The 22,829-nt window shown below is 53.8% G+C and carries 22 protein-coding genes; 7 read left to right on the forward strand and 15 right to left on the reverse strand.

The features are described 5' to 3' along the window. Positions 1-2: 2 nt before the first annotated feature. The gene (locus B9N72_RS10240) at positions 3-860 is read left to right on the forward strand and encodes a universal stress protein (protein WP_085276301.1); all 858 of its coding nucleotides are present in this window, start codon (positions 3-5) and stop codon (positions 858-860) included. 243 nt (positions 861-1,103) lie between these two features. Beyond that, a complete protein-coding gene (locus B9N72_RS10245) occupies positions 1,104-2,363 on the forward strand; it encodes a putative Na+/H+ antiporter (protein WP_085276302.1) in 1,260 nt (419 codons plus the stop codon). A gap of 107 nt (positions 2,364-2,470) precedes the next feature. Here the strand turns inward: B9N72_RS10245 and B9N72_RS10250 are convergent, their stop codons facing one another. Then, positions 2,471-3,727 (reverse strand): IS4 family transposase, encoded by a 1,257-nt coding sequence (locus B9N72_RS10250; protein WP_143477797.1) that lies wholly within the window; start codon positions 3,725-3,727, stop codon positions 2,471-2,473. Between the two features lie 176 nt (positions 3,728-3,903). Between B9N72_RS10250 and B9N72_RS10255 the strand changes: the two genes are divergently transcribed. Then, positions 3,904-4,179 (forward strand): hypothetical protein, encoded by a 276-nt coding sequence (locus B9N72_RS10255; protein ID WP_456107095.1) that lies wholly within the window; start codon positions 3,904-3,906, stop codon positions 4,177-4,179. Positions 4,180-4,584: 405 nt separating this feature from the next. Here B9N72_RS10255 and B9N72_RS10260 read toward each other — a convergent pair whose 3' ends face one another. Genes B9N72_RS10260 through hyfB form a run of 6 tightly spaced genes read right to left on the reverse strand, consistent with a single transcriptional unit; the run spans position 4,585 to position 11,794 of the window. Then, on the reverse strand, positions 4,585-5,154 hold the full coding sequence (locus tag B9N72_RS10260) for an NADH-quinone oxidoreductase subunit B family protein (protein WP_085276304.1): 570 nt from the start codon (positions 5,152-5,154) through the stop codon (positions 4,585-4,587). Beyond that, a complete protein-coding gene (locus B9N72_RS10265) occupies positions 5,154-6,701 on the reverse strand; it encodes a hydrogenase large subunit (RefSeq protein ID WP_085276305.1) in 1,548 nt (515 codons plus the stop codon). The genes B9N72_RS10260 and B9N72_RS10265 overlap by 1 nt, the downstream gene beginning before the upstream one ends. A 3-nt stretch (positions 6,702-6,704) precedes the next feature. Next, complete coding sequence (locus B9N72_RS10270) at positions 6,705-8,159, reverse strand: hydrogenase 4 subunit F (RefSeq protein ID WP_085276306.1); 1,455 nt, start codon at positions 8,157-8,159, stop codon at positions 6,705-6,707. Between the two features lies 1 nt (position 8,160). Continuing rightward, positions 8,161-8,820, reverse strand: coding sequence for a formate hydrogenlyase (locus tag B9N72_RS10275; RefSeq protein WP_085276307.1), 660 nt, complete (start codon positions 8,818-8,820; stop codon positions 8,161-8,163). A gap of 2 nt (positions 8,821-8,822) precedes the next feature. After that, positions 8,823-9,755, reverse strand: a complete 933-nt coding sequence (locus tag B9N72_RS10280) for a respiratory chain complex I subunit 1 family protein (RefSeq protein ID WP_200810939.1) — start codon at positions 9,753-9,755, stop codon at positions 8,823-8,825. 11 nt (positions 9,756-9,766) lie between these two features. Continuing rightward, complete coding sequence (hyfB, locus tag B9N72_RS10285; protein ID WP_085276309.1) at positions 9,767-11,794, reverse strand: hydrogenase 4 subunit B; 2,028 nt, start codon at positions 11,792-11,794, stop codon at positions 9,767-9,769. Positions 11,795-12,162: 368 nt separating this feature from the next. Between hyfB and B9N72_RS10290 the strand changes: the two genes are divergently transcribed. From B9N72_RS10290 to B9N72_RS21730, 3 genes are all read left to right on the forward strand, one after another. Beyond that, on the forward strand, positions 12,163-15,249 hold the full coding sequence (locus tag B9N72_RS10290) for a transglycosylase domain-containing protein (protein ID WP_085276310.1): 3,087 nt from the start codon (positions 12,163-12,165) through the stop codon (positions 15,247-15,249). Positions 15,250-15,359: 110 nt separating this feature from the next. Then, complete coding sequence (locus B9N72_RS21725; protein WP_159453036.1) at positions 15,360-15,569, forward strand: DUF2970 domain-containing protein; 210 nt, start codon at positions 15,360-15,362, stop codon at positions 15,567-15,569. Between the two features lie 32 nt (positions 15,570-15,601). Next, entirely contained in the window at positions 15,602-15,952 is a 351-nt protein-coding gene (locus B9N72_RS21730) for a YkgJ family cysteine cluster protein (protein ID WP_085276312.1), read from the forward strand. 220 nt (positions 15,953-16,172) lie between these two features. Here B9N72_RS21730 and B9N72_RS10305 read toward each other — a convergent pair whose 3' ends face one another. Genes B9N72_RS10305 through B9N72_RS10330 form a run of 6 tightly spaced genes read right to left on the reverse strand, consistent with a single transcriptional unit; the run spans position 16,173 to position 19,393 of the window. Continuing rightward, a complete protein-coding gene (locus B9N72_RS10305) occupies positions 16,173-16,946 on the reverse strand; it encodes a class I SAM-dependent methyltransferase (RefSeq protein ID WP_159453037.1) in 774 nt (257 codons plus the stop codon). Then, positions 16,903-17,664 (reverse strand): YoaK family protein, encoded by a 762-nt coding sequence (locus tag B9N72_RS10310; RefSeq protein ID WP_085276314.1) that lies wholly within the window; start codon positions 17,662-17,664, stop codon positions 16,903-16,905. The genes B9N72_RS10305 and B9N72_RS10310 overlap by 44 nt, the downstream gene beginning before the upstream one ends. Further along, a complete protein-coding gene (locus tag B9N72_RS10315) occupies positions 17,642-18,463 on the reverse strand; it encodes a spermine/spermidine synthase domain-containing protein (protein WP_085276315.1) in 822 nt (273 codons plus the stop codon). The genes B9N72_RS10310 and B9N72_RS10315 overlap by 23 nt, the downstream gene beginning before the upstream one ends. Then, positions 18,460-18,759 carry a hypothetical protein gene (locus B9N72_RS10320; RefSeq protein WP_085276316.1) on the reverse strand — a complete coding sequence of 100 codons (300 nt, stop codon included), beginning with the start codon at positions 18,757-18,759 and terminating at the stop codon, positions 18,460-18,462. Before B9N72_RS10320 ends, B9N72_RS10315 begins: the two co-directional genes overlap by 4 nt. Beyond that, positions 18,756-19,205 carry a GNAT family N-acetyltransferase gene (locus B9N72_RS10325; protein ID WP_085276317.1) on the reverse strand — a complete coding sequence of 150 codons (450 nt, stop codon included), beginning with the start codon at positions 19,203-19,205 and terminating at the stop codon, positions 18,756-18,758. Before B9N72_RS10325 ends, B9N72_RS10320 begins: the two co-directional genes overlap by 4 nt. Then, complete coding sequence (locus tag B9N72_RS10330; protein WP_085276341.1) at positions 19,202-19,393, reverse strand: CopG family transcriptional regulator; 192 nt, start codon at positions 19,391-19,393, stop codon at positions 19,202-19,204. Before B9N72_RS10330 ends, B9N72_RS10325 begins: the two co-directional genes overlap by 4 nt. A gap of 461 nt (positions 19,394-19,854) precedes the next feature. Between B9N72_RS10330 and B9N72_RS10335 the strand changes: the two genes are divergently transcribed. Next, positions 19,855-22,131 carry an NADP-dependent malic enzyme gene (locus B9N72_RS10335; RefSeq protein WP_085276318.1) on the forward strand — a complete coding sequence of 759 codons (2,277 nt, stop codon included), beginning with the start codon at positions 19,855-19,857 and terminating at the stop codon, positions 22,129-22,131. A gap of 124 nt (positions 22,132-22,255) precedes the next feature. Here B9N72_RS10335 and B9N72_RS21735 read toward each other — a convergent pair whose 3' ends face one another. Together B9N72_RS21735 and B9N72_RS20760 are read right to left on the reverse strand one after the other, a co-directional pair. Next, positions 22,256-22,492: a WGR domain-containing protein gene (locus tag B9N72_RS21735; protein WP_143477800.1), complete on the reverse strand. Its 237-nt coding sequence runs from the start codon at positions 22,490-22,492 to the stop codon at positions 22,256-22,258. A gap of 23 nt (positions 22,493-22,515) precedes the next feature. After that, positions 22,516-22,797, reverse strand: a complete 282-nt coding sequence (locus B9N72_RS20760) for a hypothetical protein (RefSeq protein ID WP_143477801.1) — start codon at positions 22,795-22,797, stop codon at positions 22,516-22,518. Positions 22,798-22,829: the final 32 nt, after the last annotated feature.

A 22,829-nucleotide genomic window follows, 5' to 3' on the forward strand; every position in this document is an offset into this window, starting at 1 on the left:
CCATGACGACACGAGTCTTGGCATGCATTGATCATTCCCGCTATCAGTCCAGCGTATGTCAGTACGCCGCCTGGGCGGCCGCTCGCCTGATAGCGCCACTGCATTTGCTGCACGTACTGGATCAGCGCATGGCGGTGAGTGGCACCAAGGACTATTCCGGCAGCATCGGCCTGGGGGCGCAGGATGCGCTCCTTGCGGAACTGGCCAGCCTTGATGAACAGCGGAGCAAGTTGGCCCAGGAGCAGGGTAGACGCTTGCTGGAAGCGGGGAAAATCCAGGTTGCAACTGCCGGTTACATGACATCTGATGCTCGTCAGTGCCATGGGGGATTGCTGGAAACGCTGTCAGAGATGGAACCGAATGTCCGGTTGTTCGTGCTTGGCCGGCGTGGCGAAGCCGCCGAGTTGGCACCGGACCACATCGGCAGCAATCTGGAACGTGCCATCCGCGCGCTGCACCGTCCGATTCTCGTTGCACCTGAAACGTTCAACGCGCCACAGTCGGCGATGATCGCCTTCGACGGCAGCACCTCCACCCGCAAGGGGGTCGAGATGATCGCGGCGAGCCCGCTATTCAAAGGACTGGCATGTCACGTGGTCATGGCTGGGGCTGAAACCCCGGCCAACCAGGAGACGCTGGGCTGGGCTGGCACGATACTGATGCAGGGAGGCGTTAACGTCACCACCGCCCTGATCGCGGGCGAAGCCGAGATGGTACTCAGTACCTATCTGCGTGCGTTCGACTTGGACATGCTGGTGATGGGCGCCTACGGCCATTCCCGTATCCGCCACCTGCTGATCGGCAGCACAACGACCAACATGATCCGCACGGCACCGGTTCCGGTGTTGCTGTTGCGGTAACCATTTCACTCTGGGCCGCGAGGCCAAGGGCAAACAGAGCAGTAGCAACAAGCGACCTTGGGGGGCTTCGGCCCCCGTTTTTTAAAAAAACAGCGCTCTGCCGACTCATGGCAAAGCTGACGTCCAGCTTCGATGAGCAAGCAACTGCTAAAGTCTCGTCATGACCATCTGGTCCTCTGAAACAACAAGCACCAGGCATTGGATTAATGAACTATTTCAATTCGACATCCAAAGGGGGAGTCTGTGACACCTAGCATCATCCAGATCATCGGCGCAATGCTATTCGCCGTTGCCATCCTGCATACGTTCTCGACCAAGTTTTTTGAGCGGCTGGCACATACCCGCCCCACCCACGCCGGGCTGTGGCATCTGCTGGGCGAAGTCGAAGTCGTGTTCGGCTTCTGGGCCATGATCCTGATCTTGTGCATGTTCGCCGTCGAGGGCCGCGCAGCGGCAACCCAGTACCTGGATTCGCGTAACTTTACGGAGCCCATGTTCGTCTTCGCCATCATGGTGATCGCCGGGACCAAGCCTATCTTGCAGTTCGCCAGGTTCTGCGTACGTACAGTCGCCCAGTTCATTCCGTTGCCTAGTTCAATGGCGTTCTATTTCGCGATTCTCGCCCTGGTTCCCTTGCTGGGTTCGTTCATCACCGAGCCCGCGGCCATGACCCTCGCGGCCTTGATCCTGCGCGATAGCTACTTTTCCAAGGGGCTGTCGACCCGGCTCCGCTACACCACGCTGGGGGTCTTGTTTGTCAATATATCCATCGGCGGTACCCTGACGCCCTTCGCGGCGCCACCGGTCCTCATGGTGGCCGGTAAATGGGGGTGGGATATCTGGTTCATGATCACCGCTTTGGGCTGGAAAGCCGCCATCGCCGTCATCGTCAACGCCTTGAGTGCGACGTGGCTGTTCCGGCAGGAGTTGTCGCGGGTTTCATCCGGCCGCGATGCTTCTGAAGACAACAGCGTACCGGCGATCATGGTCGCGTTGCATCTGCTCTTTCTGGTGGGGGTGGTCGCCTTTGCCCACCATCCCGCCGCTTTCCTCGGCCTGTTCCTGTTTTTCCTGGGGGTTGCACATGCCTACCAGGATTACCAGGATCGTTTGATCCTGCGTGAAGGTTTACTGGTCGCCTTCTTTCTGGCGGGGCTGGTGGTGCTGGGCGGGCAGCAGCAGTGGTGGCTGCGGCCGGTATTGTTGGCGATGAGCAGCGATGCCGTATTCTTTGGCGCGACGTTTTTGACGGCGATCACAGATAATGCCGCGCTGACCTATCTTGGCTCACTGGTCGAGGGATTGTCCGACTCGTTCAAGTATGCGCTGGTGACGGGGGCCGTCACGGGGGGAGGGTTGACGATCATCGCCAATGCGCCGAACCCCGCCGGTGTGGCGATCCTGCGTGGCAACTTTGAGGATGAGGCGATTCATCCGATGGGGTTGCTTGTCGCAGCAATCCCACCGACCATCGTTGCCATTCTGGCGTTCCGCTTGCTTTGACAATGCAGAGAGAGGCGCGGCGGAGAATTGTGGCCTCGCTTGGCGTGCAAAAGAATGGGAGGGGGATCCCAATGCCGCGAAATTAAGCGATTCCATTATCGGAACAATTACTTATAGGCCCGGTGTGGGTGAGGTTTCTCTCGATCCGGCTTGCGTAGCGTGCCGCATCGCCCAAGCCGGCGGCGGGTGATCTTCTTGGCGATGAGCACCAGCAGAAGTTGGCATAGCGAGGTGCGCTGTTCCGGACTGGCCAGCAAACGTGGCAAGTGCAGGCGAATCAGGTGGCTGGCGTGCGTCAGGTTGACGCTGAAGGTATGTATTTCCGTCTCTCCCCGTTGCGACAGGGCGTCCATGGCGGCCAGTGTCGCCAGGTTGTGTAGCAGAATGGTAGCGTGGAATTCCTGCCGAATTGCCAGCGGGGTTTCGCCACCAAATTGCTCCAGCTTCAGCCGGGATTTGAGATGGCGGAAGGCTTCCTCGATTCGCCAGCGGCGATGATACAACTCGGCGAAGTCGGCGGCGGGATAGGCCGTGTCGTCCAGCAGATTGGTTGCCAGCACCTCGATCTGCCCACTGGGCAGCAGAACACGAACCAGCCGAAGCGAGAAGGGTTTGATCGGCAAGTCGTGCTGTTTGAAGGTCGGATGTTGCTCCTTGCCGGGATTGATGGCCACGATTGCGGAGACGCGACCGGAGGCGACAAAGCTTTTGACCGCCGTGTTGAATGAGGTGGTGAGCCGCATGCAGAAGGTATGGCCACGTTGGTTGAGCAGGGCAAACAACCAGTAGGCCGGGTAGCCACGATCCAGGACCAGCAGGTCGTCGCATTTCACCTGCTCCAGCTGCTCGACCAGCATGTCGCGCTCGCCTTTTGCGTCCGACGCGATGTCGGCGCGCAGCATCAGGCCGGTGGCGGTATCGCACAAACCCGCGCCGCGTGCCAGGCTGTAAAGCCCGCCCGGATAGTGATAGCAATTGAACCCCTTGTCTTCCGAGCGCGTATCGGGGTGTGTGGCCGGCAGCATCAGGGTGGTGGAATCGGCGGCCAGAACGCGATAGCCGTGCCATCGTGCCGTGGTGGGTGCGTCGGCGACGATGAGCTGGTTGAGCTCGGTAAATGCGGAAGCCTTCAGCTTCTTGCGCGCCATGCGAAACGCGTCGTCTCGAGCGATCCGGCCATCCGGAAGGTCGGTATGGGCGAAGAATTGATCCAGTTCGACCTGGAGTGAGCGCATCAAGGTGGTCAGCAAAACGCCGACGACGCGTTCGAAGGTAAAGAGGCTGCGGCGGGTGAAGTCGACTTCTTTACGGCGATGGCGATGAATAAAATCCTCGGAAGCTATGGTTTGAGTAATTTTATAGATCGATTGGGAATATAGGGGCCGAGGTGTTCATCGCTTTTGGGTATTAAGTCTTTGAATTAATGTTGACATTTTACCGCGAAACCAGCTCGGCTTGGCTTAATTTCGCGGCATTGACCCCCCACCCCCTGAAAAGACGGTAATCCAACAGCCAATCCTACTCCATTCGCTGATTTTACATTTTTGGGGGATGGGCAAAATTAGCCAACTTCGACACACGCGGCTTTATCAAGCTGGTCATCGAGGAAGGAAGCGGACGACTCATCGGCGTACAGGCTGTGGCCCCGGAGGCGGGCGAGCTGATCCAGACGGCGGTGCTCGCCATCCGCAACCGAATGACGGTGCAGGAACTGGCTGACCAGTTGTTTCCCTACCTGACGACGGTCGAAGGTCTGAAGCTCGCGGCGCAAACTTTCAGCAAGGACGTGAAGCAGCTTTCGTGCTGCGCCGGGTAAAGAAAAGGAGGTGTTCGATGAACGCCTACACGGTGTCCCGACTGGCCAACCGGGTAGTAGCAATCCTCAATCCCCTGCTTGGCTTTTTTGGCTAGATCCAGAAGCTCCTGCTTTTCATCAACGGTGGCTTAGAATAAATCCGACACGTGCCGATTGGAAAATGGCCAACAGATGTCATGGAGTTCCGAGCTGGAGGTTAGCCATGCATACGCCAGTCGATTACACAAAATCGAGCTCAATTATTCATCGTCTTGGACATAAAAAGGGCTTCATAGGGGGTGACATTATCCATCTCGTTCGAGTCAGCCATGTAATGGCTCATATTATTGGGAAAAGATACGAAACTAGTAAGCCATCGATTCCCGAGCGGGGAAAATATGAGCACAGGAAACCAATAACTGTGCGCTAGTTGTATCTAGGTGAGAACTGGCCATCCATGAGCCGATTTCTCTTAGATTGATCAGGGGGACGGCGCTGCACTGCGGTTAAAATCCCTCGCAAAATCTCAATCGGTTCAGGTGGGCAACCTGGCACGGCGACATCGACAGGTAAAACATTCGATACGCCTCCGCACGATGCATAGCTCTCTCCGAATATGCCACCGTTGCAACCACAATCACCAATGGCAACCACCAATTTGGGTTCGGGTATCGCCTCGTAGGTTCGGCGTAAAGCTGTCTCCATGTGACGCGAGACCGGACCAGTCACCAACAGCATATCGGCATGTCGTGGACTGGCCACGAACTTGATGCCCAAACCTTCGATGTTGTAGCAGGGGTTGTTAAGTGCTTGAATCTCTAGTTCGCAACCATTGCATGAGCCGGCATCCACTTGGCGGATCATCAGTGCTTGGCCGATGATTTGAAGGATTGCGGACTGAATGTGCTCAGCCTCAACACGGAGGGTATTGTCGACTTCGGGCGGATCCTCGCTACGGATACCAATGCGACCGATTTGTTTGAGAACGTACCACATCAGAGGTCATGTCCCGAGTAACTGAGATTGAACGATTTGTTGATGAGCGGAAAATCAGGCACGATGTTACCGATAATGGCGTGTTCCAGTGCTGGCCAGTTGTGCCAGGACGGATCATGGCAATGACATCTCCGGATTTCCCCATTATAGAGTTCGAGTGCAATCAGAACGTCGCCGCGCCATCCTTCTACCCAGCCTATTCCATAACCATGCAAATGGGCAAACTCATGCTTCGTCTGATGCATGATTTGAGGTAGGTGTTCGCAGATTTTCCGGATCAGCCGTAGAGATTCATAAATTTCTTCAAATCGAGTGATGGCACGTGCGGCGACATCGCCATTGCGGTGGGTGACCATTTGTACATCGAGTTGGTCATATGGCAACCACGGCTGGTCGGCGCGCAAATCATAGGATTGAGCGCTGGCTCTTCCCGCAAGGCCACATACCCCCAGTTCCGCCGCTAACGATGGAGGAACCCGGCCTGCGCCAATGAAGCGATCCTGTAGTCCGCCATGCTCTTCGTAAATAGAATGCAACAAATGCACGTCTCGTTCGACTTCATCACATTGACGTAACAATTCGTCGTGAGAGGCCTTGCTGAATGAGACATCGGCGCCACCTGGTACGATGCAATCCATCATGAACCGATGCCCGAATAGCTTCTTGTTTTGTCGAAGCCACGTCTCTTTCAGCAAGGAGAACTGGGAGAGTCCAAAAGCAAACCCTGCATCGTTACCGAGCGCGCCGAGATCCCCCAAATGATTTGCTATCCGTTCCCGTTCCAGCAGCAACGCGCGAACCCACTGAATTGATTCTGTCGTCTTGACTCCGACAACCGACTCCAGCGCCATGCAGTAGGCCCACGCATAGGCGACGGTGGAATCACCCGAGATGCGCCCGGCAAGACGATGTCCCAGCAAGGGCGGGGTCTGTTCGAACCGTTTCTCCACCCCTTTGTGGGTGTAACCGAGGCGCTCCTCCAAACGTAGAACTTTTTCCCCAACGACGGAGAAGCGGAAATGTCCTGGTTCGATGATGCCTGCATGTACCGGACCTACTGGGATCTCGTGTACGCCATCACCCTCGACCTGCGTGAATGCATATTCTTCGGCGGGATACTCAGGAAAATGTTCATCTCCCGTCGCCCCCTCGTGCAGTGGAAAGTAGTTGGCTGGCCAAGCATTGTGGCGTAACCACGGTCGAGTATCGGACACCCCCGTGGCATGCACCCCGAGCAGATCCGCCATTGCGCGCTGCATACGGGACGCGGCCGGAAATACGGTGGAAAGATCGGGGAAACCCGTTTCACTCTCCCCTAGGGGCAATGCTAGCCAAACCAGGCCTTCCTGAACGGCGTAGGCCGCAGAGATTACGAAGTGTCCGTCCCGTGAGCGTTGGTCAGTTCCCCAGACCGACAGTAACCGCCCCCCTGTTTCCTTCACTGCCATTGCGGCACCAACCCATTGTTTCAAATCGACTGATGCGCGCCACATAGGCAGCGGCGCCGGTAACCGTTCAAACTGCCCTTCGACTCCGCACAGTTTCATCACTTAGCCTCCAATCATGCGTGCGGCTTGTTGATACCACGCAACCAAGTAGGGCGGTATATAAAGGCCGAGCATTAACCCCAGCCCCAGATGCATGAATACGGGGATCAGTGCAGGGGGGTGTTGGAGTGGCTTTGCTGTAGTTTCACCGAATACCATCGGCTGCACCCGTTGGAAAACCGCCGCGAAGGCGACACCGAGGGCGAGTAACAGGAGCGGCGTCGCCCAAGGTAATTCGCGCATGGCGGTGGTCAGGATCAAAAATTCGCTGGCAAACACGCCGAACGGTGGCATGCCAAGAATGGCCAGGGAGCCCAGCATCAAGCCCCAACCGACCGTGGGGCTGATGCTCAGAAGCCCCGTAATCCGGCTCATTGTCTGCGTGCCCGCCTTCTGCACAGCATGGCCAACGGCAAAGAAGATGGCCGACTTGATTAGCGAGTGAACGGTCATGTGCAATAGCCCTGCGAAGTTGGCGATGGGGCCTCCGATTCCAAACGCAAACGTGATGAGGCCCATGTGCTCGATAGACGAATAGGCAAACATACGTTTGACGTCTTTTTGCCGCGAGAGGAAGAATGCCGCAATCAATACCGACAGCAGGCCAAACCCAATCATCATGTTGCCGGCCATGTGGTTTTGAAGGGCGCCATCTACCAGTACCTTGCAGCGCAGAACGGCATAGAGTGCGACGTTCAACAATAGGCCAGACAGTACGGCGGAGATGGGGGTCGGGCCTTCCGCATGGGCGTCGGGCAACCAGTTATGCAGGGGAACCAAGCCAACCTTGGTGCCATAGCCGACCAGCAGGAACACGAAGGCCAAGGACAGGATGGTCGGCTCCATGTGTGTTTTTACTTGTTCCAAGTTGGTCCAGAGCAACGCTCCTGTACCCGCACCAATCACACGGTCGGCCGCCAAGTATAGAAGGATAGTGCCAAACAGTGCTTGGGCGATACCAACACCACACAGGATGAAATACTTCCAGGCCGCTTCCAGGCTCGCGGCGGTACGATATATGCTCACCAATAGCACCGTGGCAAGTGTTGCCCCCTCCATCGCTACCCACAAGAGCCCCATATTATTGGTGGTAAGTGCCAACAGCATGGCGCAGGTAAACAATTGGTACATGCTATGATAGAGCCGCATGCGGCGTGGAGTCATCTTGCCGTGGTCGCTTTCAATGCGCATGTAAGGGCCGGAGAAAAGTGACGTGGTCCATGCAACAAAAGCGGTCAATGTAACCAGGAAAACATTGAGAGGATCGATGAAGAACTGCCGCTCAAGCGCATAAAGGGGACCATCGGCAATGACCTTGGAGGTAAGCATCGCGGCCGCAATAAAGGTTGCAAAGCTGAAAGCTGAATTTACTTCGGGTGCGCGCTCACGTCCGCCATATAGTGCGAGTACGCCTGCACCGGCAAAAGGAATGATAAGCATCAGTAGCAGCCAATTCATCTTAATCTTCCTTCAATTTCTCCAGATGGCTAATGTCCAGGCTGTCGAAGCGCTCACGAATTTGAAACATGAACACACCAAGAATCAGAATACCCATTAGAACATCAAGGGCAATCCCTAGCTCAACGACCATCGGCATGCCATATACGGCGGCTGTGGCCGAGAAGAAAAGGCCATTTTCCATCGACAGGAATCCGATTACTTGAGGAACCGCTTTCGCACGAGTTATCATCATCATGAACGAGAGCAATACACAGGCCAGTGCGATCCCCAGCGTGCTGCGCGCAATGGATGTGGATAAGCTGGATATTGGCGCTGCCAGATTGAAGGAAAAGATCACCAGGATGATGCCGATCATCATAGTGGTCGGAATGTTGATCAAAGTTTCCGTATCCCATCTCACGTTCAGATGATTAATCAGCCGGTGTAGCAAGGTAGGTATTACCATGACCTTCAATACCTGAGTCAGCGCTGCCGAGTAATACAAATGAGGTTGATTTGTCGAATAACCCAGCAATATCGTTGCCGCGACCAGTGTGACGCCCTGAAATGTGAATAGGCGGATGAGCGACAGAATGCGCCGCTGGGACAGCATGGCGAAAGACAGAATCAGCAGGATTGAAGCCAGCAGATTGATCAGTTGACCGACCAAGTTTGGCATGATTACGCCCCTAACAGGAAATGAACCAGCATCCCCATCACGGCAAGCATAAAAGCTGTGGCGAGGAATTCCGGCACGCGAAAGATGCGCATCTTGGCGCTCAGTGTTTCAATCACGGCAACCAGTGCGCCACCAATGGCAAGCTTCACGACCAGCACTGGCAACGCCATCATCAAGGCAAGCGGTGAAGCACTTGTCGACACACCCCATGGAAAGAAGATCGCCAAGCCAATGCAGGAATAAGCAAATAGTTTCAGGCTTGCCGCCCATTCCATTAAGGCAAGATGGCGGCCGGAATATTCAAGTATTAGTGCTTCATGAATCATGGTCAGTTCTAGATGGGTAGCCGGGTTGTCGACCGGGATACGGGCATTTTCTGCCAGTGAAACCATCACAAATGCGATACCAGCAAAAGCAAGACTGGGATAGATGGCAAAACTATTGTGACTCATGCTCGTGACCATACTGGTCAAGGACGTTGAGCGCGTGATCAACGATGAAGTAAATAGGACAGTCAGCAAGGCCGGCTCGGCTAGAAACCCTATCAGCATTTCTCGCCTCGCTCCCAGTGACCCAAACGCCGTACCAATGTCCATTGCCGCGAGAGAGATGAACGTGCGAGCAATAGCGAACAAACCAACCAAGGCAATCGCATCTGCCGCCGGTGCGAGAGGAAGGTCGGTTGACAGCATCGGGATAATGGCGCTGGCCAGCGTCATACAGCCAAATACCAGGTAAGGCACCATACGAAACAACGGTGAAGCATGATCGGCGATCACCGACTCTTTGAAAAAAAGCTTATGCAGCACCTTGTATGGCTGTATCAAGTCCGGAGCGCTACGATTCTGCAGTAATGCGCGCCATTGGTTCAGCCAGCCGGTCAGGAGTGGTGCAAGCAACAAAGCCATAACCACATCGAGCAACTGAGACAGCATTCCATATTGGTTCATTGTTTTGCCATTAGAAGCAGCGCAACCAAAGTGAGGAAGCTGTACAGCAGGTAAACCGCAATCCGGCCCTTCTGAAGCATTCCCACCCACTGTGAAATGCGCTCGACCCAGCGCGCAATCGGAAGATATAACCAGTACCAAAGAGGGTCTTCGACCAAGACCCGGTAACGTGGCTGGGCATCAAATGGTGACGGTAACTCACGCTCCATGCGGAAGAACGGCTCAAATATCTGCCGAATCGGTTGCCCAAAGCCTTCCGCGGTATCTTGCATACGTGCGTTCTGCAAGGGGTAACCACAGTCCCATGGAGCCGATCGACGTAACCGACCATGATAGAACAAGCGGACTAATATGTAGGCGAGCGTGCAGCTCGCAGCCACCCCTAGTAGGAAAATAACCGGTCCATAACTGGCTCGCGCAACGGAAATCGGAGCCAAGAGCCACCATGCGTTAGCCGCAATAGATGGCGAGAGGTCGAATAAGCTGAGTTGTTTTATTACAGGGCTGATTGCCTTTAAGATCTGTGAAGGCATAAGCCCAAGCAATATGGAGATGGCAACAAGCCACAGCATGCCTATTTTCTCCAACGTACCGGCATCATGTGCCTGCGCCAACTTTTCTTCACGTGGCCGCCCCAGGAAGATCACGCCAAAAAACTTGACCATGGTGTATCCGGCCAACGCCGCGATCAGCGCAATGGCAGCGGCAACCACCGGAATCAGCATGTTGAGGAAACTATTTGGAAGCCCGGGGGTGAACAGGAAGCTTTGCAGCAGTAGCCATTCGGAAACAAACCCGCCGAGTGGAGGCAAGCCGGCGCTGGCCAGTGCGCCAATCAACGACAACCATGCTACCCAAGGCGTGTAACGGATCAGCCCTCCGAGTCGCCCGAGGTTACGCTCTCCGGTCGCGTGCAGCACTGAACCCGTACAGACAAACAACAGGCTTTTGAAGGCCGCGTGGCTAGCCACATGATAGAGGGCAGCAGCCAGTGCCAGCGCAGCCAAGGCGGACATGTGATACGCATAGAACAGCAGACTGAGGCCCATGCCGACCATGATCAGGCCGATGTTCTCGATCGACGAGTAGGCCAACAAACGCTTCATATCGACCTGCACCGCACTGAACACCACCCCGAACAGCGCGGTAAGCAGTCCGACACTCAGCAGCAATACCCCCCACCACCACAACTGAACGGACAACAGGTCAAAAGTCACACGCAACAGGCCGTAAACGGCTGTCTTCAACATCACCCCACTCATCAATGCGGAAACCGGGGATGGCGCAGCCGGGTGCGCTTCCGGTAGCCAGACATGCAGTGGCAAGATGCCTGCCTTTGCACCGAAACCGAATAGCGCCAGCAAGAATGCTATGGAGGCCCAAAAAGGCGACAGATGCTGTGCGCGCATGTTGTTGAAGGTGTAGTCACCACTATTGGCCTGTAAGACCCCGAAGCACAGGAGAATCGCGATAGCACCAACGTGTGCCAGTAGTAGATAGAGATAGCCAGCCTGCCGTATTTCGGCGATGCGATGATTGGCGGTGACCAGAAAGAATGACGATAGCGCCATCGTCTCCCACATCACCATGAAGACATAGGCGTCGTCAGCCAAAACCACCAACGCCATACTGGCAAGAAATAGGTGGTACTGAAGACACAGTAGGCCTGGTGGTGTGCCTTCTCCCTTGCGAAAATAACCGGCGGCAAACAGTGAAACACCTGTTGTCACTCCCCCTAACACCATCAGGAACAGCGCTGACAGGCTATCCAACCGAAGATGGAAATTTAGTCCAGGCAAGCCGAACGGTAACTCGGCGACTTCGGCAGCCCCTCCCATTGCGCTGGCCGCCGCCACACAAAGTACCAGCGACGCGGCAGCCCCCATTGGGAAGAACACCTTTGCCACCAGCGCAAATCGATGTAAGGCAAGCACACCGAACGTTCCAATGGCCAACCAAACGGTCAGGACAACCAGCATCCAGTCCAGCGGCAGAAGGCCTGACCACCAATCGACTAATTGCATATCATCTTCTGCTTATCTCCGGTTTTCGCTGTAACCGGGTGGGTTAGGAGTCGGCGTAAGCCGCATGCCGAATCCCGTTGCCATGGGTGTGTGAGCGGTAGATTCTGGATCATGGATCAATCATACGATTGGCCATACATGCAATTTAAATGATAATACAGTTACCATTATTTGCAACCAGTCGCGACGAGACTGACGACTGCAAAAGACCTTCTATTCTTAATATTGAGTACTGCTGCGTACGCACGCATAACCGAACCTGAACTTGGATACACTGGCTGCAAAGGGGGATGGGAAGCCGCCGCAGGAGTGCGTAGCGTACTGCTGCGAAGCAGTCTTGATCAGTCTAGCAACGGTGAATCCTAACCATGGCCGCCTCAGAAGAAGAGCTGCAGGTACAGAAACCATCATCAATTTCCGCAAAACGAGTAGTCTCCGTTACCCTGTTGGTAACGATACCAATCGTTGTCTTTCTGGTGCTCGACGAATTCCACAGTTCGCGGTGGCAGGCGAAATTTCTTACCCGTCTGGGTCAAGAGCTGACCTTTCAAGTCGCCCCCGGGAAGAGCAACTCAATCCGCTACCCTACGAGGGGCGGACCGTATGATCAGCGCCTCGGCTACGCCAACCTGCCGAACTATGTGGAACGGTTGCAGGCGCGGGGCTTTACCGTGGCGGCCCAGGCACAGCAGTCCTCCTGCATGGCGCAACTGTTCGACCAGGGCCTGTTCATGCCCTATCGTGAAAAAGATCAGGCCGGGCTTAAGCTAATCGATAGCCACCATTTGCCTATCTATGCTTCGTACGCTCCGCAGCGTATTTACCCCAACTTCCAGTCCTTGCCGCGCCCGCTGGTCAACGCGCTACTCTACATCGAAAACCACAGCTTGCTCGACGAAGGGGCACCTCAGCGCAATCCGGCAATTGAGTGGTCTCGCTTTGGCCGGGCGTTAAGCGACGAAGCGATACACCTAGTGTATTCAGGCTACCACCCAGCAGGTGGTAGCACGTTGGCTACCCAGATCGAGAAATACCGCCATTCGCCGGATGGTCGTACCAACTCGCCGAGAGAGAAGATGCGTCAGATGGTTTCGGCCTCGGTACGGGCTTACCTGCAAGGAGAAGACACCACCGTCGTGAGGCAGCAGCTAGTGGTCAATTACCTCAATACGGTGCCACTTGCCGCGCGTGCCGGCTTCGGGGAAATCGCCGGGGTCGGCGATGGGCTCTGGGCTTGGTACGGGCGGGATTTCAAACAGGTGAACCGGCTACTCAACGATGACCCTGCAGGTCCGTTGCAAGAGCGTGCTCTGGTGTTCAAGGAGGTGCTCAGCCTGATGATTTCGCAGCGCCGCCCGTCCTACTACCTGAGCGGTGACATGAAGGCGCTCGAGTCCCTGACCAATTCTTACCTGCGCTTGATGGCTAAAGACAATGTAATTACTCCCGCGCTGCGTGACGCTGCACTCAAGCAGTCACTCCGTCAGCAGAAAGAACGCGTGCGATTGCCAACCCAACCTCCGATCGAACGAAAGGGGGTCAACGCCGTACGTATCAAGCTCGCCGCGCTCCTCGGCGTTCCGCAGATGTACGACCTGGATCGTCTGGATCTGACAGTCAATAGTACGCTTGACTCCAGATTGCAGCAGGAGGTGACGGCAGAGCTAATCAAGTTGCGTGACCCGGACTATGCCTATTCCGTCGGCCTTAATGATCAGCACTTGCTCGAACACGGCGACCCGCACGGTGTTACCTACAGCTTTACGTTGATTGAAAGCACGCCGCAAGGTAACAAGGTGCGGGTACAGGCTGACAATTTCGACCAGCCGTTCGATATCAACGATGGCACCAAGCTTGACCTCGGCTCAACTGCCAAGCTGCGCACGCTCCTCAACTATCTGGAAATCATCGCCGACCTGCACAAGCAATACGGCAGCCTTGGCAAGGAGGCACTGACAAAGATCCAGGCAGAACCACATGAGTCAATTATCAGGCGTTGGGTGATCGATTATCTCGCACAGGCTTCCGACCGTAGCCTTACAGCCATGCTGGAAGCTTCGCTGCAGCGTCAATACTCTGCCAACCCGGGAGAAAGCTTCTTTACCGGCGGTGGGTTGCATACGTTCGAGAACTTTGACAAAGCCGACAACTTCCGAACCCTCACCGTGCGTGAAGCCGTGCGTCGCTCGGTAAACCTGGTGTTCATCCGGCTCATGCGTGACGTGGTGCATTACTACATGGAGCCAGCGTCCGGTTCGAGTGAGCAACTGCTGGAAAACGTGGACAACCCGCAGCGTCAAGAGTATTTGCGGCGATTCGCTGACCGTGAAGGTCGCACTTTTCTGTCGGCGTTTTACCACAAATACCAAGGCAAGAGTATCGAGGAGTCAGAAGCCCGCCTGATGGAAGGCATCCATCCGAGCCCGAAGCGGCTCGCGGTAATTTTCCGCAGCATTGCACCGAATGCAAGTCTGGACCAGTTCGTTGTCTTCATGTCGACCTACCTGCCGACGGCCGGCGGTGATCACGAAATGCTCGCCAAATTGTATGATGACTACTCGCCGCAACGTTTCAATCTCCAGGATCGCGGTTACTTGGCCGGGATCCACCCGCTTGAGCTCTGGCTCTTGGCCTATCTACGTGCTCACCCGACCGCGGGCTATTCCGAAATCGTCAGAGCCAGCGTCGAGGAGCGCCAGGAGGTTTACCAGTGGCTGTTCAAAAGCAGGCGAAAGCACGCACAGGACAAACGCATCAAGGAATTATTGGAAGCAGACGGCTTCAAACAGGTACATAAAGCGTGGAAACGGCTAGGCTACCCATTCGATTCACTGGTGCCATCCTATGCAACGGCAATTGGAGCCTCTGCCGACCGCCCGGCAGCCTTGGCCGCATTGATGGGAATTGTCGTCAACGATGGCGTACACTTGCCGATCTCACACATTGACAGCCTGCATTTCGCCGCTAACACGCCCTATGACACCTTGTTGTTCAATGCCCTAAACAAGGGTGAGCGAGTGTTGCCGCCCGAGATTCCACAACTGGTTCGCCAAGTGCTGTCTGAAGTGGTCGACCAAGGGACCGCCCGTCGACTCGCCGGAGCCTTCAATCTGCCGAATGGCGCTCATGTGATGGTCGGCGGCAAGACGGGTACCGGTGACAACCGCTTCAAGACTTTTGCTAAGGGCGGGGGGCTGATATCGGAGCGAGTGGTCAGCCGCTCTGGGGCGTTTGTGTTCTATCTCGGAGACCACTATTTTGGCACGCTGGTTGCCTATGTGGCCGGGCCGCAAGCCGCCGATTACAAGTTCACCAGCGCCTTGCCGGTACAGATCCTGAAAGTGCTCGCTCCAACATTGAAGCAGCGGCTCAACCTTGGAGTGGACTCACAGCTCGCCTTGATGACCCTTAAAAAGCCAATCAGTAACGCTTCCGGTATTGCCATGGTGAAATAAAAGACAGTGCTAGCAAAATACCGGCCTACGAAACATAACGGAAAGATTTTCGGCTTTTTGTGTGCTAATCCTATCGCTGCGTAAAATGTGATAGTTATCAAGGAATTCTCGTGGAAAGCTTATGGGTCAGCTTGGGAAATATCTTTCATTCTGTAAGGACAATATTGCGTGCACTTACGGGGGTTGGCAGAAGCAAAGATCACCGCAAATCGATTGAGGGGCTTAACTTCAAGCACATCTTGATTGCCGGTATAATTGTAGTGGTTTTGCTTGTCTCCGGACTAACGGCCCTTGCCAGATTCATCGCAAGTCTAGGTTAAATCTAGTCTATTTTTTCAAGGGATATCATTTAATGACAATCAATAGTCAAAAAATACGCTTCTTCCGGTCACAGATTCCGTCCTTCGAGTGTGAACCGGGCTGCCATGACTGCTGCGGACCGGTAACGACCTCCACTGACGAGATGGCAAGACTTCCAATTAAGAGCGACCGTGATCATGAGATTGCGCTTGCGAATTTGAGCTGCCCACACCTTGGCAACGGATGCGAAGTGTATGCTGAACGTCCGTTGATTTGCCGCCTATTCGGTACGACACCAAGACTCGTCTGCCCGAAAGGGAATCGTCCAGTGAAGATGATTCACCCACAAATTGAAGAGCGAATTCATCAATTTTTTGTAGAGACACGCCACGTATTGGTTTGATGCCTCATCTTTTCTGAGGGCTTGTCGAAGATACCGCTTCTTGCAGATTTAGCATCGTCTCTCGGGCCGGCTAGAACAACCAATTTCTTGAAATTAAAAAAATGGGAGGCAGAGCCTCCCTAAAAGTCGCATGAATTATCTTTCGCCACCAGTCAAACGCCTGATCGCTACCAGACTTTACTCTTGGCCATCAAATGCATGCCTTTCCGGCAATCACCATTTATTGAACATTCTGTAGCTGGCTTTGTTGGCACAACTGTTGCATCTGCTCCAGATAGAAAAACAGATCTAACCCGATTTTCTTCTGTACTTCCTGAGCTCTTTTTTTCATATCAAGTAGATCGAGCATAGGCATACCTTTTAACGCTAGCGAGATCAAATTTGACCCGCCTTTCGTCAGCATCCGATAGGCCTGGCGTTCAAAAGTATCTCTTAGATATACACGGCAGGCTGCAGTACGTTTCAAGTCTCCGGTAAAGTTGGCGACTACGATGCCTTTTTCGCGCAATGCCAAATGGCAACCGTCATAGAAAAATTGCCGCCTCAAAGGTGCAGACACGGTTTTTTTGCTATAGACGTCCAAAAGGATCGCATCGACAGCATTGCTCTTGTGGCTTAGATAGATGCCTGCATCGGCGTTAATCACGCGGAGATTGTCAAGATTGCTTGACGCAGCTTCTTCATTTCGCATTGCCAAGGTGTTCTTGTCCACTTCCAGCATCGTGACAATGGCATCAGGAAAGCATTGCGTACAAAATATTGGTAAAAAACTATTATTTCCACCGACTATCAAGATATCCTTGGGTTCGGAAATAAATAGTGAGAAGCTCATCATCGCTTCGGCGCAGGCCTGTATTTGAGGATTGATTAGATTCATTGCAATTGAGTACCAAGACCTATTTGAATAATGAAATGAATAATTTCCGACATAAACATACTGCGTTTGGATCTCAACGACGACGATATAACAGACGCCAACGATAACGAAAGTCATCCAGGATAGGTACTGTCGCCAGAACCATCAGCCATACCGACAGCGGAATCGTGGCAATAAATCCTATTCTCTTGAATCCAACCGCCCCAACGATACCTCCGACGCAGAAACTGCTTAGCAGAATAGTATGCAGCTTTAACTTGTCTCGATTAGCCAGTACTGCTGGCTGTGGCGTGGACTTGCGATTAACGTAGAATAGTTTCCCAAGTTCGATTCCGATGTCGGTCGATAGCCCTGTGACATGAGTGGTACGTATAACGGCGCCGGAGATTTTGGTAATGATGGCATTCTGTAAGCCCATGATGTAACAGAGCAGCAGCACTGTCGCTGGCGCTAAGAACTCGCGGACCTCCGCCAAATATGCACCAGCCAGACCGAACAAGAGAAGGAGAGCCGCTTCCAGCAACAAGCTGAGCGCATAGCGGCTTCGTAATGATCGCCGCTTGGCCCAGTTGATCAGGAGCGCTGTAGTGGCCGCCCCTGCCAAGAAGGCCAGAACAGATACGAATCCAGCGAGCACCACCCATGATTCTCCCAGGGCGGTTGCATCCGCCATGCTTGAGACAATCCCCGTCATATGTGATGTGTACTGTCCTATGGCAAGAAAGCCACCTGCATTCATTGCTCCAGCAATAAAAGCCAAGGAGTAGCCTAAATGGCGATCTGCCTGCAGATCTCGCTTATGACCGGTTAGTCTACGAAGATATTTGATAGCCATGGTTTTTCTGCCTAGACAAGAAATAACCGTTGCGAAGACTTGCCGTGAGCATGCGCGCGGTGGTCTGCAAGGAAATCGGGTGATGCTTCTCCAGATATCGTGCCTGCGCTAATAACTGCTTTTCTGAAAAACGTAGGCCATTCCCCTTCATCGCGAAGACGATCTTGTTAGTGCAATCTTCCGATTGAACAACTACGGTATTGTCATTAAAGCTGTGCCGTATGCGGGAGACATAACTCCCAATTTGTCGATCGCCCCCACACATATTTACAACCATGACCCCTTGTGCATCCAAGGCGTCGAAGCAATCGTCATAGAAACGCTGAGTGCACAGTGACTTTGCCTGACCGTCAATATCATAACCATCCACCATCAGGATATCGATCTCTGCTGAGGAGTTAGTGATATGCTCTGCCCCGTCTCCGCAATGGATGTGGAAACGTGCGCTATCGGCAGGTATCGCAAACTCATTCCGAAATCCAATAACTTCTTGACTGATTTCGATAATGGAAATGTCTGCATCCGGCAGGTAACGATGGCAATACTTTGCCAGTGAGCCACCGCCCAGCCCAATCATGGTGATGCGTCTCGGTTTGGGGTTGAATAGCAAGCATCCCATCATCGTGCGGGTATACCCCAGAACCAGACTGTCCGGTTGTGCCGGGTCCATACGACTCTGCACGGTAGAAATATCGAAGGAGAGAGACAGCTTGCCACCCTCTTCATAGAGGAAAGGCTTGCCGGTTAGGCTGCCCGCCAGCAAATCTGCAAATCGGTGAAGAGGTGGAAAGTGACTCATGTAGCATCCGGCTTGCGTCGTAGAAAATACAAGAAAGACTGCTGTTTCTGGAGAGAAACAGACTTCGGCGTGAAACCGAGAGCACCGTCAAGAATTTCCTGCCCAAGCTCTTCGATTTTTGTCAGCGATCCTTGTACCACCAACTCGATCTCTTCGGGACGTTCCCGAACAATCCAGTAAGGCAAATTCATTTGGTGGCAAAGTGCATTGAGACGCACGGTCCAGTGCTCGCCCTGACGGCCGCCAGTGACCCTCAACGATTCGGTCACCTCAATGGGGAGCGACTTCGACGTCATGAGGCCCACCGTTTGACCCGCCGTGGCAGTTCGGTACAGAACACCATGATGTCCTCGCGTTTTTCCCACTGCTGGTCCAGCCAGAACAAGGAGCGCGCGGCATCCTCCTGTTCGATCTGAACATGCATTTTGTGAATATTGAGCGATGCCAGCTGCTCTTTCACTTTCCTCAGTAGCGACGAAGCAACATTCGCACGGAGGCAAGAAGCGGCAATCTCAAGGTGATATAGATAACCACGCCAGCCATCATGGCCACAGAACACGGCGCCAATGACGTGTGCATTTTCTTGGGCGATCCAGCAGAGGGTGGGGTTGCGCGACAGCAATCGCCATAACTCCATGCCTATCCAGTGGCGCAACTCCTCGGTTTTTGGGTTTTGCATCAGAGCAAGACAAGCATCTATGTCACGGATGGTCATGGCGCGCAAAGAAATGTCGGGACTCATCCGTCCACCTTCCCGTCCGCAAAAACCTGGTCCTTCCATGTCTCCCCCAGCCGGCATTCGATGAAATCGCGCATCATCCGGCGGATGACCTGGGAAGGGGTCATGTCTTCTTCCATGCACAGCTGCTCGAAAGCGGCCTTCTTTTTCGGATCGACCAGGACAGACAGCCGAGAGGTTCGATTTTCCATGCAAAGCCTCAAAACAATTAACATCCTATGTTAATCATGTATGTGTTCACAGATCATATCATGTTCATACTATGCAAGTTAATAGCTCTTTCGCAAGGACGGTGAGCACTGCATCGCCGGGGAGGTCGACGCTTCACCCAGCGAGGATGGGCATGGGCAACACCCACATTGGTATTGGAACATGCCGCGCTTGATCTGTGCATCGAACGCGTCCACAATGCTACTTACATTACCATTACATGATAATGTTGTGCATATGCACGGGAGAGGCATGCCATGGTCACTGACACCTAATGACTGGGCAACATCCGTCACAGAGACGGGTTGTCAGCCTTTCTTCGAACAAGATACGAGACCACTGACAGATTGGATGCCAGGGCCTTTTCTCCGGTCGATGTTGAGACGTTGCAGTTGGCAACCAACACGCCGAAATGAGTACGCCGCCTAAGGAGTCGCTGCAAATGGACGAGCAAATACGCCAAAGTGCGCTCGAGTATCATCAATACCCCACCCCAGGCAAAATTCAGGTCGCCCCCACCAAGCCGCTGGCTACTCAGCGCGACCTTGCCTTGGCGTACTCTCCTGGCGTCGCCGCCGCCTGCAATGCTGTTGTGGAGGATCCCCTTAACGTCTACAAGTACACGGCTCGTGGCAATCTGGTTGCCGTCATCTCCAACGGTACCGCCGTTCTTGGCTTGGGCAACATCGGTCCGCTGGCCGGTAAGCCGGTCATGGAGGGCAAGGGCGTTCTGTTCAAGAAGTTCGCTGGCATCGACGTGTTCGACATTGAGTTGAATGAGAATGATCCGGATAAGTTGGTCGACATCATCTGTTCAATGGAACCGACCTTCGGTGGCATCAATCTGGAGGACATCAAGGCGCCGGAGTGCTTTTATATCGAGAGGAAGTGTCGCGAGCGCATGGGCATTCCGGTGTTCCATGACGACCAGCATGGCACCGCCATCATCACTAGCGCCGCTGTTCTTAACGGCCTACGCGTTATCAACAAGAACATTGAGGAAGTGCGCCTGGTGACATCCGGTGCCGGCGCTGCGGCGATTGCTTGCCTGGATCTGCTGGTAGCACTGGGAGTGAAGCGCGAAAACATTACTGTCTGTGATTCGAAGGGGGTGATCTTTGAAAATCGCGACGAAACGATGGATGCGTCCAAGAGGCGTTATGCAATCAAGGACAATGGCCAGCGCAAGTTGGCCGACGCGATAGTCGGTTCTGACATCTTCCTCGGCCTGTCCGGGCCCAAGTTGGTCACCCAAGACATGGTCAAGTCCATGGCCCGTGACCCCCTTATCCTGGCGCTAGCCAACCCAGAACCGGAAATCCTGCCGCCGCTGGCAAAGGCCGCCCGGCCCGATGCCATTACCTGCACTGGCCGCTCGGATTACCCGAACCAGGTGAATAATGTCCTGTGCTTCCCCTTTATTTTCCGGGGAGCATTGGACGTCGGTGCGACCACCATCAACGAGGAAATGAAACTGGCCTGCGTGCGTGCGATCGCCGACCTCGCGATGGCAGAGCAGAACGATGTCGTGGCAACGGCTTACGGTGGCGAACAATTGTCGTTTGGCCCGGAATACCTGATACCTAAACCGTTCGATCCACGGTTGATAGTAAAGATCGCCCCGGCGGTGGCCAAGGCCGCGATGGATTCTGGTGTCGCCTCACGCCCAATCACCGATATGAATGCTTACATCGAGCAGTTGGCCCAGTTTGTCTACAAGACCAATTTGTTCATGAAGCCTGTCTTTACCGCCGCCAAACAAAACATGAAGCGCGTTGTCTTGGCTGAAGGCGAAGATGAACGGGTGTTGCACGCCACGCAGGAGATAGTGTCGCAAGGCCTTGCCCATCCAGTCTTGATTGGTCGTCCGGCCGTGATCGGAAAGCGCATTGCCAAACTGGGATTGAAACTGGAAGTTGGAAAGGGTTTTGAAGTCGTCAATAACGAATCCGATCCACGCTTTGGTGATTACTGGAAGGATTATTATGCGCTGACCAAGCGTAAAGGCGTCAGCCAAGAGCAGGCACGTCGCCGGGTGATTGGTAACAGCACACTAATTGGTGCACTGATGGTTCACCGTGGCGAGGCTGACGCGCTGATTTGTGGCACCTATGGCTCTTATCGCCAGCACTTTGACATCGTGGAGACCGTACTGGGCTACGCCGGCAAGGATAAAGTTGCCGCAGCGATGAATGCACTGATCCTGCCGGCCGGCAACATTTTCATTACGGACACTTATGTCAATGCTGACCCGAACGCAGAACAGTTGGCCACGATTACTGCTCTAGCAGTCGATTCAATGAAGCGGTTTGGTCTTGAACCGAAAGCTGCGTTGCTGTCTAACTCGAGCTTTGGCAGTCTGGGAACTATTTCTGCGTCTAAGATGCGTGAAGCTCTGGCGTTGATCCAAACAGCCCTGCCTGGTTTGGAAGTCGATGGAGAAATGCAGGGAGACGCAGCTCTAGTAGAAACGATTCGTCAGCAGATCATGCCCGAGACGACGCTCAAGGGCTCGTCTAACCTCTTAATCATGCCAAACGTGGAAGCCGCAAATATTAGTTACAACCTGCTGCGGGTCTCGGCGGCCGATGGCGTGACGATCGGCCCGATTCTGATGGGCATGGCGAAGCCAGTTCATATCCTCACGCCCATTTCTTCTGTTCGCCGCATCATCAATATGGTTGCACTGGCCTGTGTTGACGCACAGCTAGTGAAATAACAAGCCCAGAGGAGGAGCATATAATAAAATTCAAATAAAAATTCGCTGCGATAACATTTATTGAAGAATGTTGTCGCAGCATTTTCTCCCAATCAATGGGGACGTATGAGTTTATCGCCGTGCCTTATGGGCTTGCCAAATGATACCCATCTCGCAATCTCATTCTCATAAGTGAATCTAGCCGCCTGTTTGCCGCAGCCTCGTTTTCAGCCCAGTCATAGCATTCCTCCCCGTTCAATGAGTTTTTTACTCCCCACACCCTAAAAACATACCAATCCCCAAAGAGATCCTGCTGGATCCAGGTCATGTAATATTTGGTGCCCTTCTCCCAGCGAGCTATGTTTTTTGACTTAATATACATACAAAATAACGTTGAACTTAAAATTACGCCTCAACGGCAAGGGTTTTGGCTTCATCCTTAGATAGCTTAACCTTGTGAGCATTCGCTATTTTGGTTGCCGGTATTGCCCCATGTATTAGCCAGTCGAGAAGAGCAGCAATATCACCAGAGCATTTCACAACAACCACCGATCTATCTGGTGCATGTTGTGCATCCGCCAAGATGAACCCATCATGAAAGGCTTTCCTGGCAAGAGCGTAGGGAAACCAGCATTTATCTAGCATTCCTGTTATTGTTATCTTGTAAAGCTGGGAATCGGCACTCATACTAATCTGATAACGACCTTAATGGGTTGGAC

The organism is Pseudogulbenkiania subflava DSM 22618 (assembly GCF_900177275.1).
GTDB classification, from domain to species: domain Bacteria; phylum Pseudomonadota; class Gammaproteobacteria; order Burkholderiales; family Chromobacteriaceae; genus Pseudogulbenkiania; species Pseudogulbenkiania subflava.

What these genes read in the sequence shown, in the direction of transcription:
- B9N72_RS10290 (WP_085276310.1), top strand. Translation starts at nt 12,163, where the DNA reads ATGGCCGCCTCAGAAGAAGAGCTGCAGGTACAGAAACCATCATCAATT.
- B9N72_RS10260 (WP_085276304.1), bottom strand. Translation starts at nt 5,154, where the DNA reads ATGTGGTACGTTCTCAAACAAATCGGTCGCATTGGTATCCGTAGCGAG.
- B9N72_RS10275 (WP_085276307.1), bottom strand. Translation starts at nt 8,820, where the DNA reads ATGCCAAACTTGGTCGGTCAACTGATCAATCTGCTGGCTTCAATCCTG.
- B9N72_RS10240 (WP_085276301.1), top strand. Translation starts at nt 3, where the DNA reads ATGACGACACGAGTCTTGGCATGCATTGATCATTCCCGCTATCAGTCC.
- B9N72_RS10320 (WP_085276316.1), bottom strand. Translation starts at nt 18,759, where the DNA reads ATGACGTCGAAGTCGCTCCCCATTGAGGTGACCGAATCGTTGAGGGTC.
- B9N72_RS10265 (WP_085276305.1), bottom strand. Translation starts at nt 6,701, where the DNA reads ATGAAACTGTGCGGAGTCGAAGGGCAGTTTGAACGGTTACCGGCGCCG.
- B9N72_RS10305 (WP_159453037.1), bottom strand. Translation starts at nt 16,946, where the DNA reads ATGACTTTCGTTATCGTTGGCGTCTGTTATATCGTCGTCGTTGAGATC.
- B9N72_RS10330 (WP_085276341.1), bottom strand. Translation starts at nt 19,393, where the DNA reads ATGGAAAATCGAACCTCTCGGCTGTCTGTCCTGGTCGATCCGAAAAAG.
- B9N72_RS10325 (WP_085276317.1), bottom strand. Translation starts at nt 19,205, where the DNA reads ATGAGTCCCGACATTTCTTTGCGCGCCATGACCATCCGTGACATAGAT.
- B9N72_RS20760 (WP_143477801.1), bottom strand. Translation starts at nt 22,797, where the DNA reads ATGAGTGCCGATTCCCAGCTTTACAAGATAACAATAACAGGAATGCTA.
- B9N72_RS10270 (WP_085276306.1), bottom strand. Translation starts at nt 8,159, where the DNA reads ATGAATTGGCTGCTACTGATGCTTATCATTCCTTTTGCCGGTGCAGGC.
- B9N72_RS21735 (WP_143477800.1), bottom strand. Translation starts at nt 22,492, where the DNA reads ATGTATATTAAGTCAAAAAACATAGCTCGCTGGGAGAAGGGCACCAAA.
- hyfB (WP_085276309.1), bottom strand. Translation starts at nt 11,794, where the DNA reads ATGCAATTAGTCGATTGGTGGTCAGGCCTTCTGCCGCTGGACTGGATG.
- B9N72_RS21730 (WP_085276312.1), top strand. Translation starts at nt 15,602, where the DNA reads ATGACAATCAATAGTCAAAAAATACGCTTCTTCCGGTCACAGATTCCG.
- B9N72_RS10310 (WP_085276314.1), bottom strand. Translation starts at nt 17,664, where the DNA reads ATGGCTATCAAATATCTTCGTAGACTAACCGGTCATAAGCGAGATCTG.
- B9N72_RS10335 (WP_085276318.1), top strand. Translation starts at nt 19,855, where the DNA reads ATGGACGAGCAAATACGCCAAAGTGCGCTCGAGTATCATCAATACCCC.
- B9N72_RS10315 (WP_085276315.1), bottom strand. Translation starts at nt 18,463, where the DNA reads ATGAGTCACTTTCCACCTCTTCACCGATTTGCAGATTTGCTGGCGGGC.
- B9N72_RS10280 (WP_200810939.1), bottom strand. Translation starts at nt 9,755, where the DNA reads ATGCTGTCTCAGTTGCTCGATGTGGTTATGGCTTTGTTGCTTGCACCA.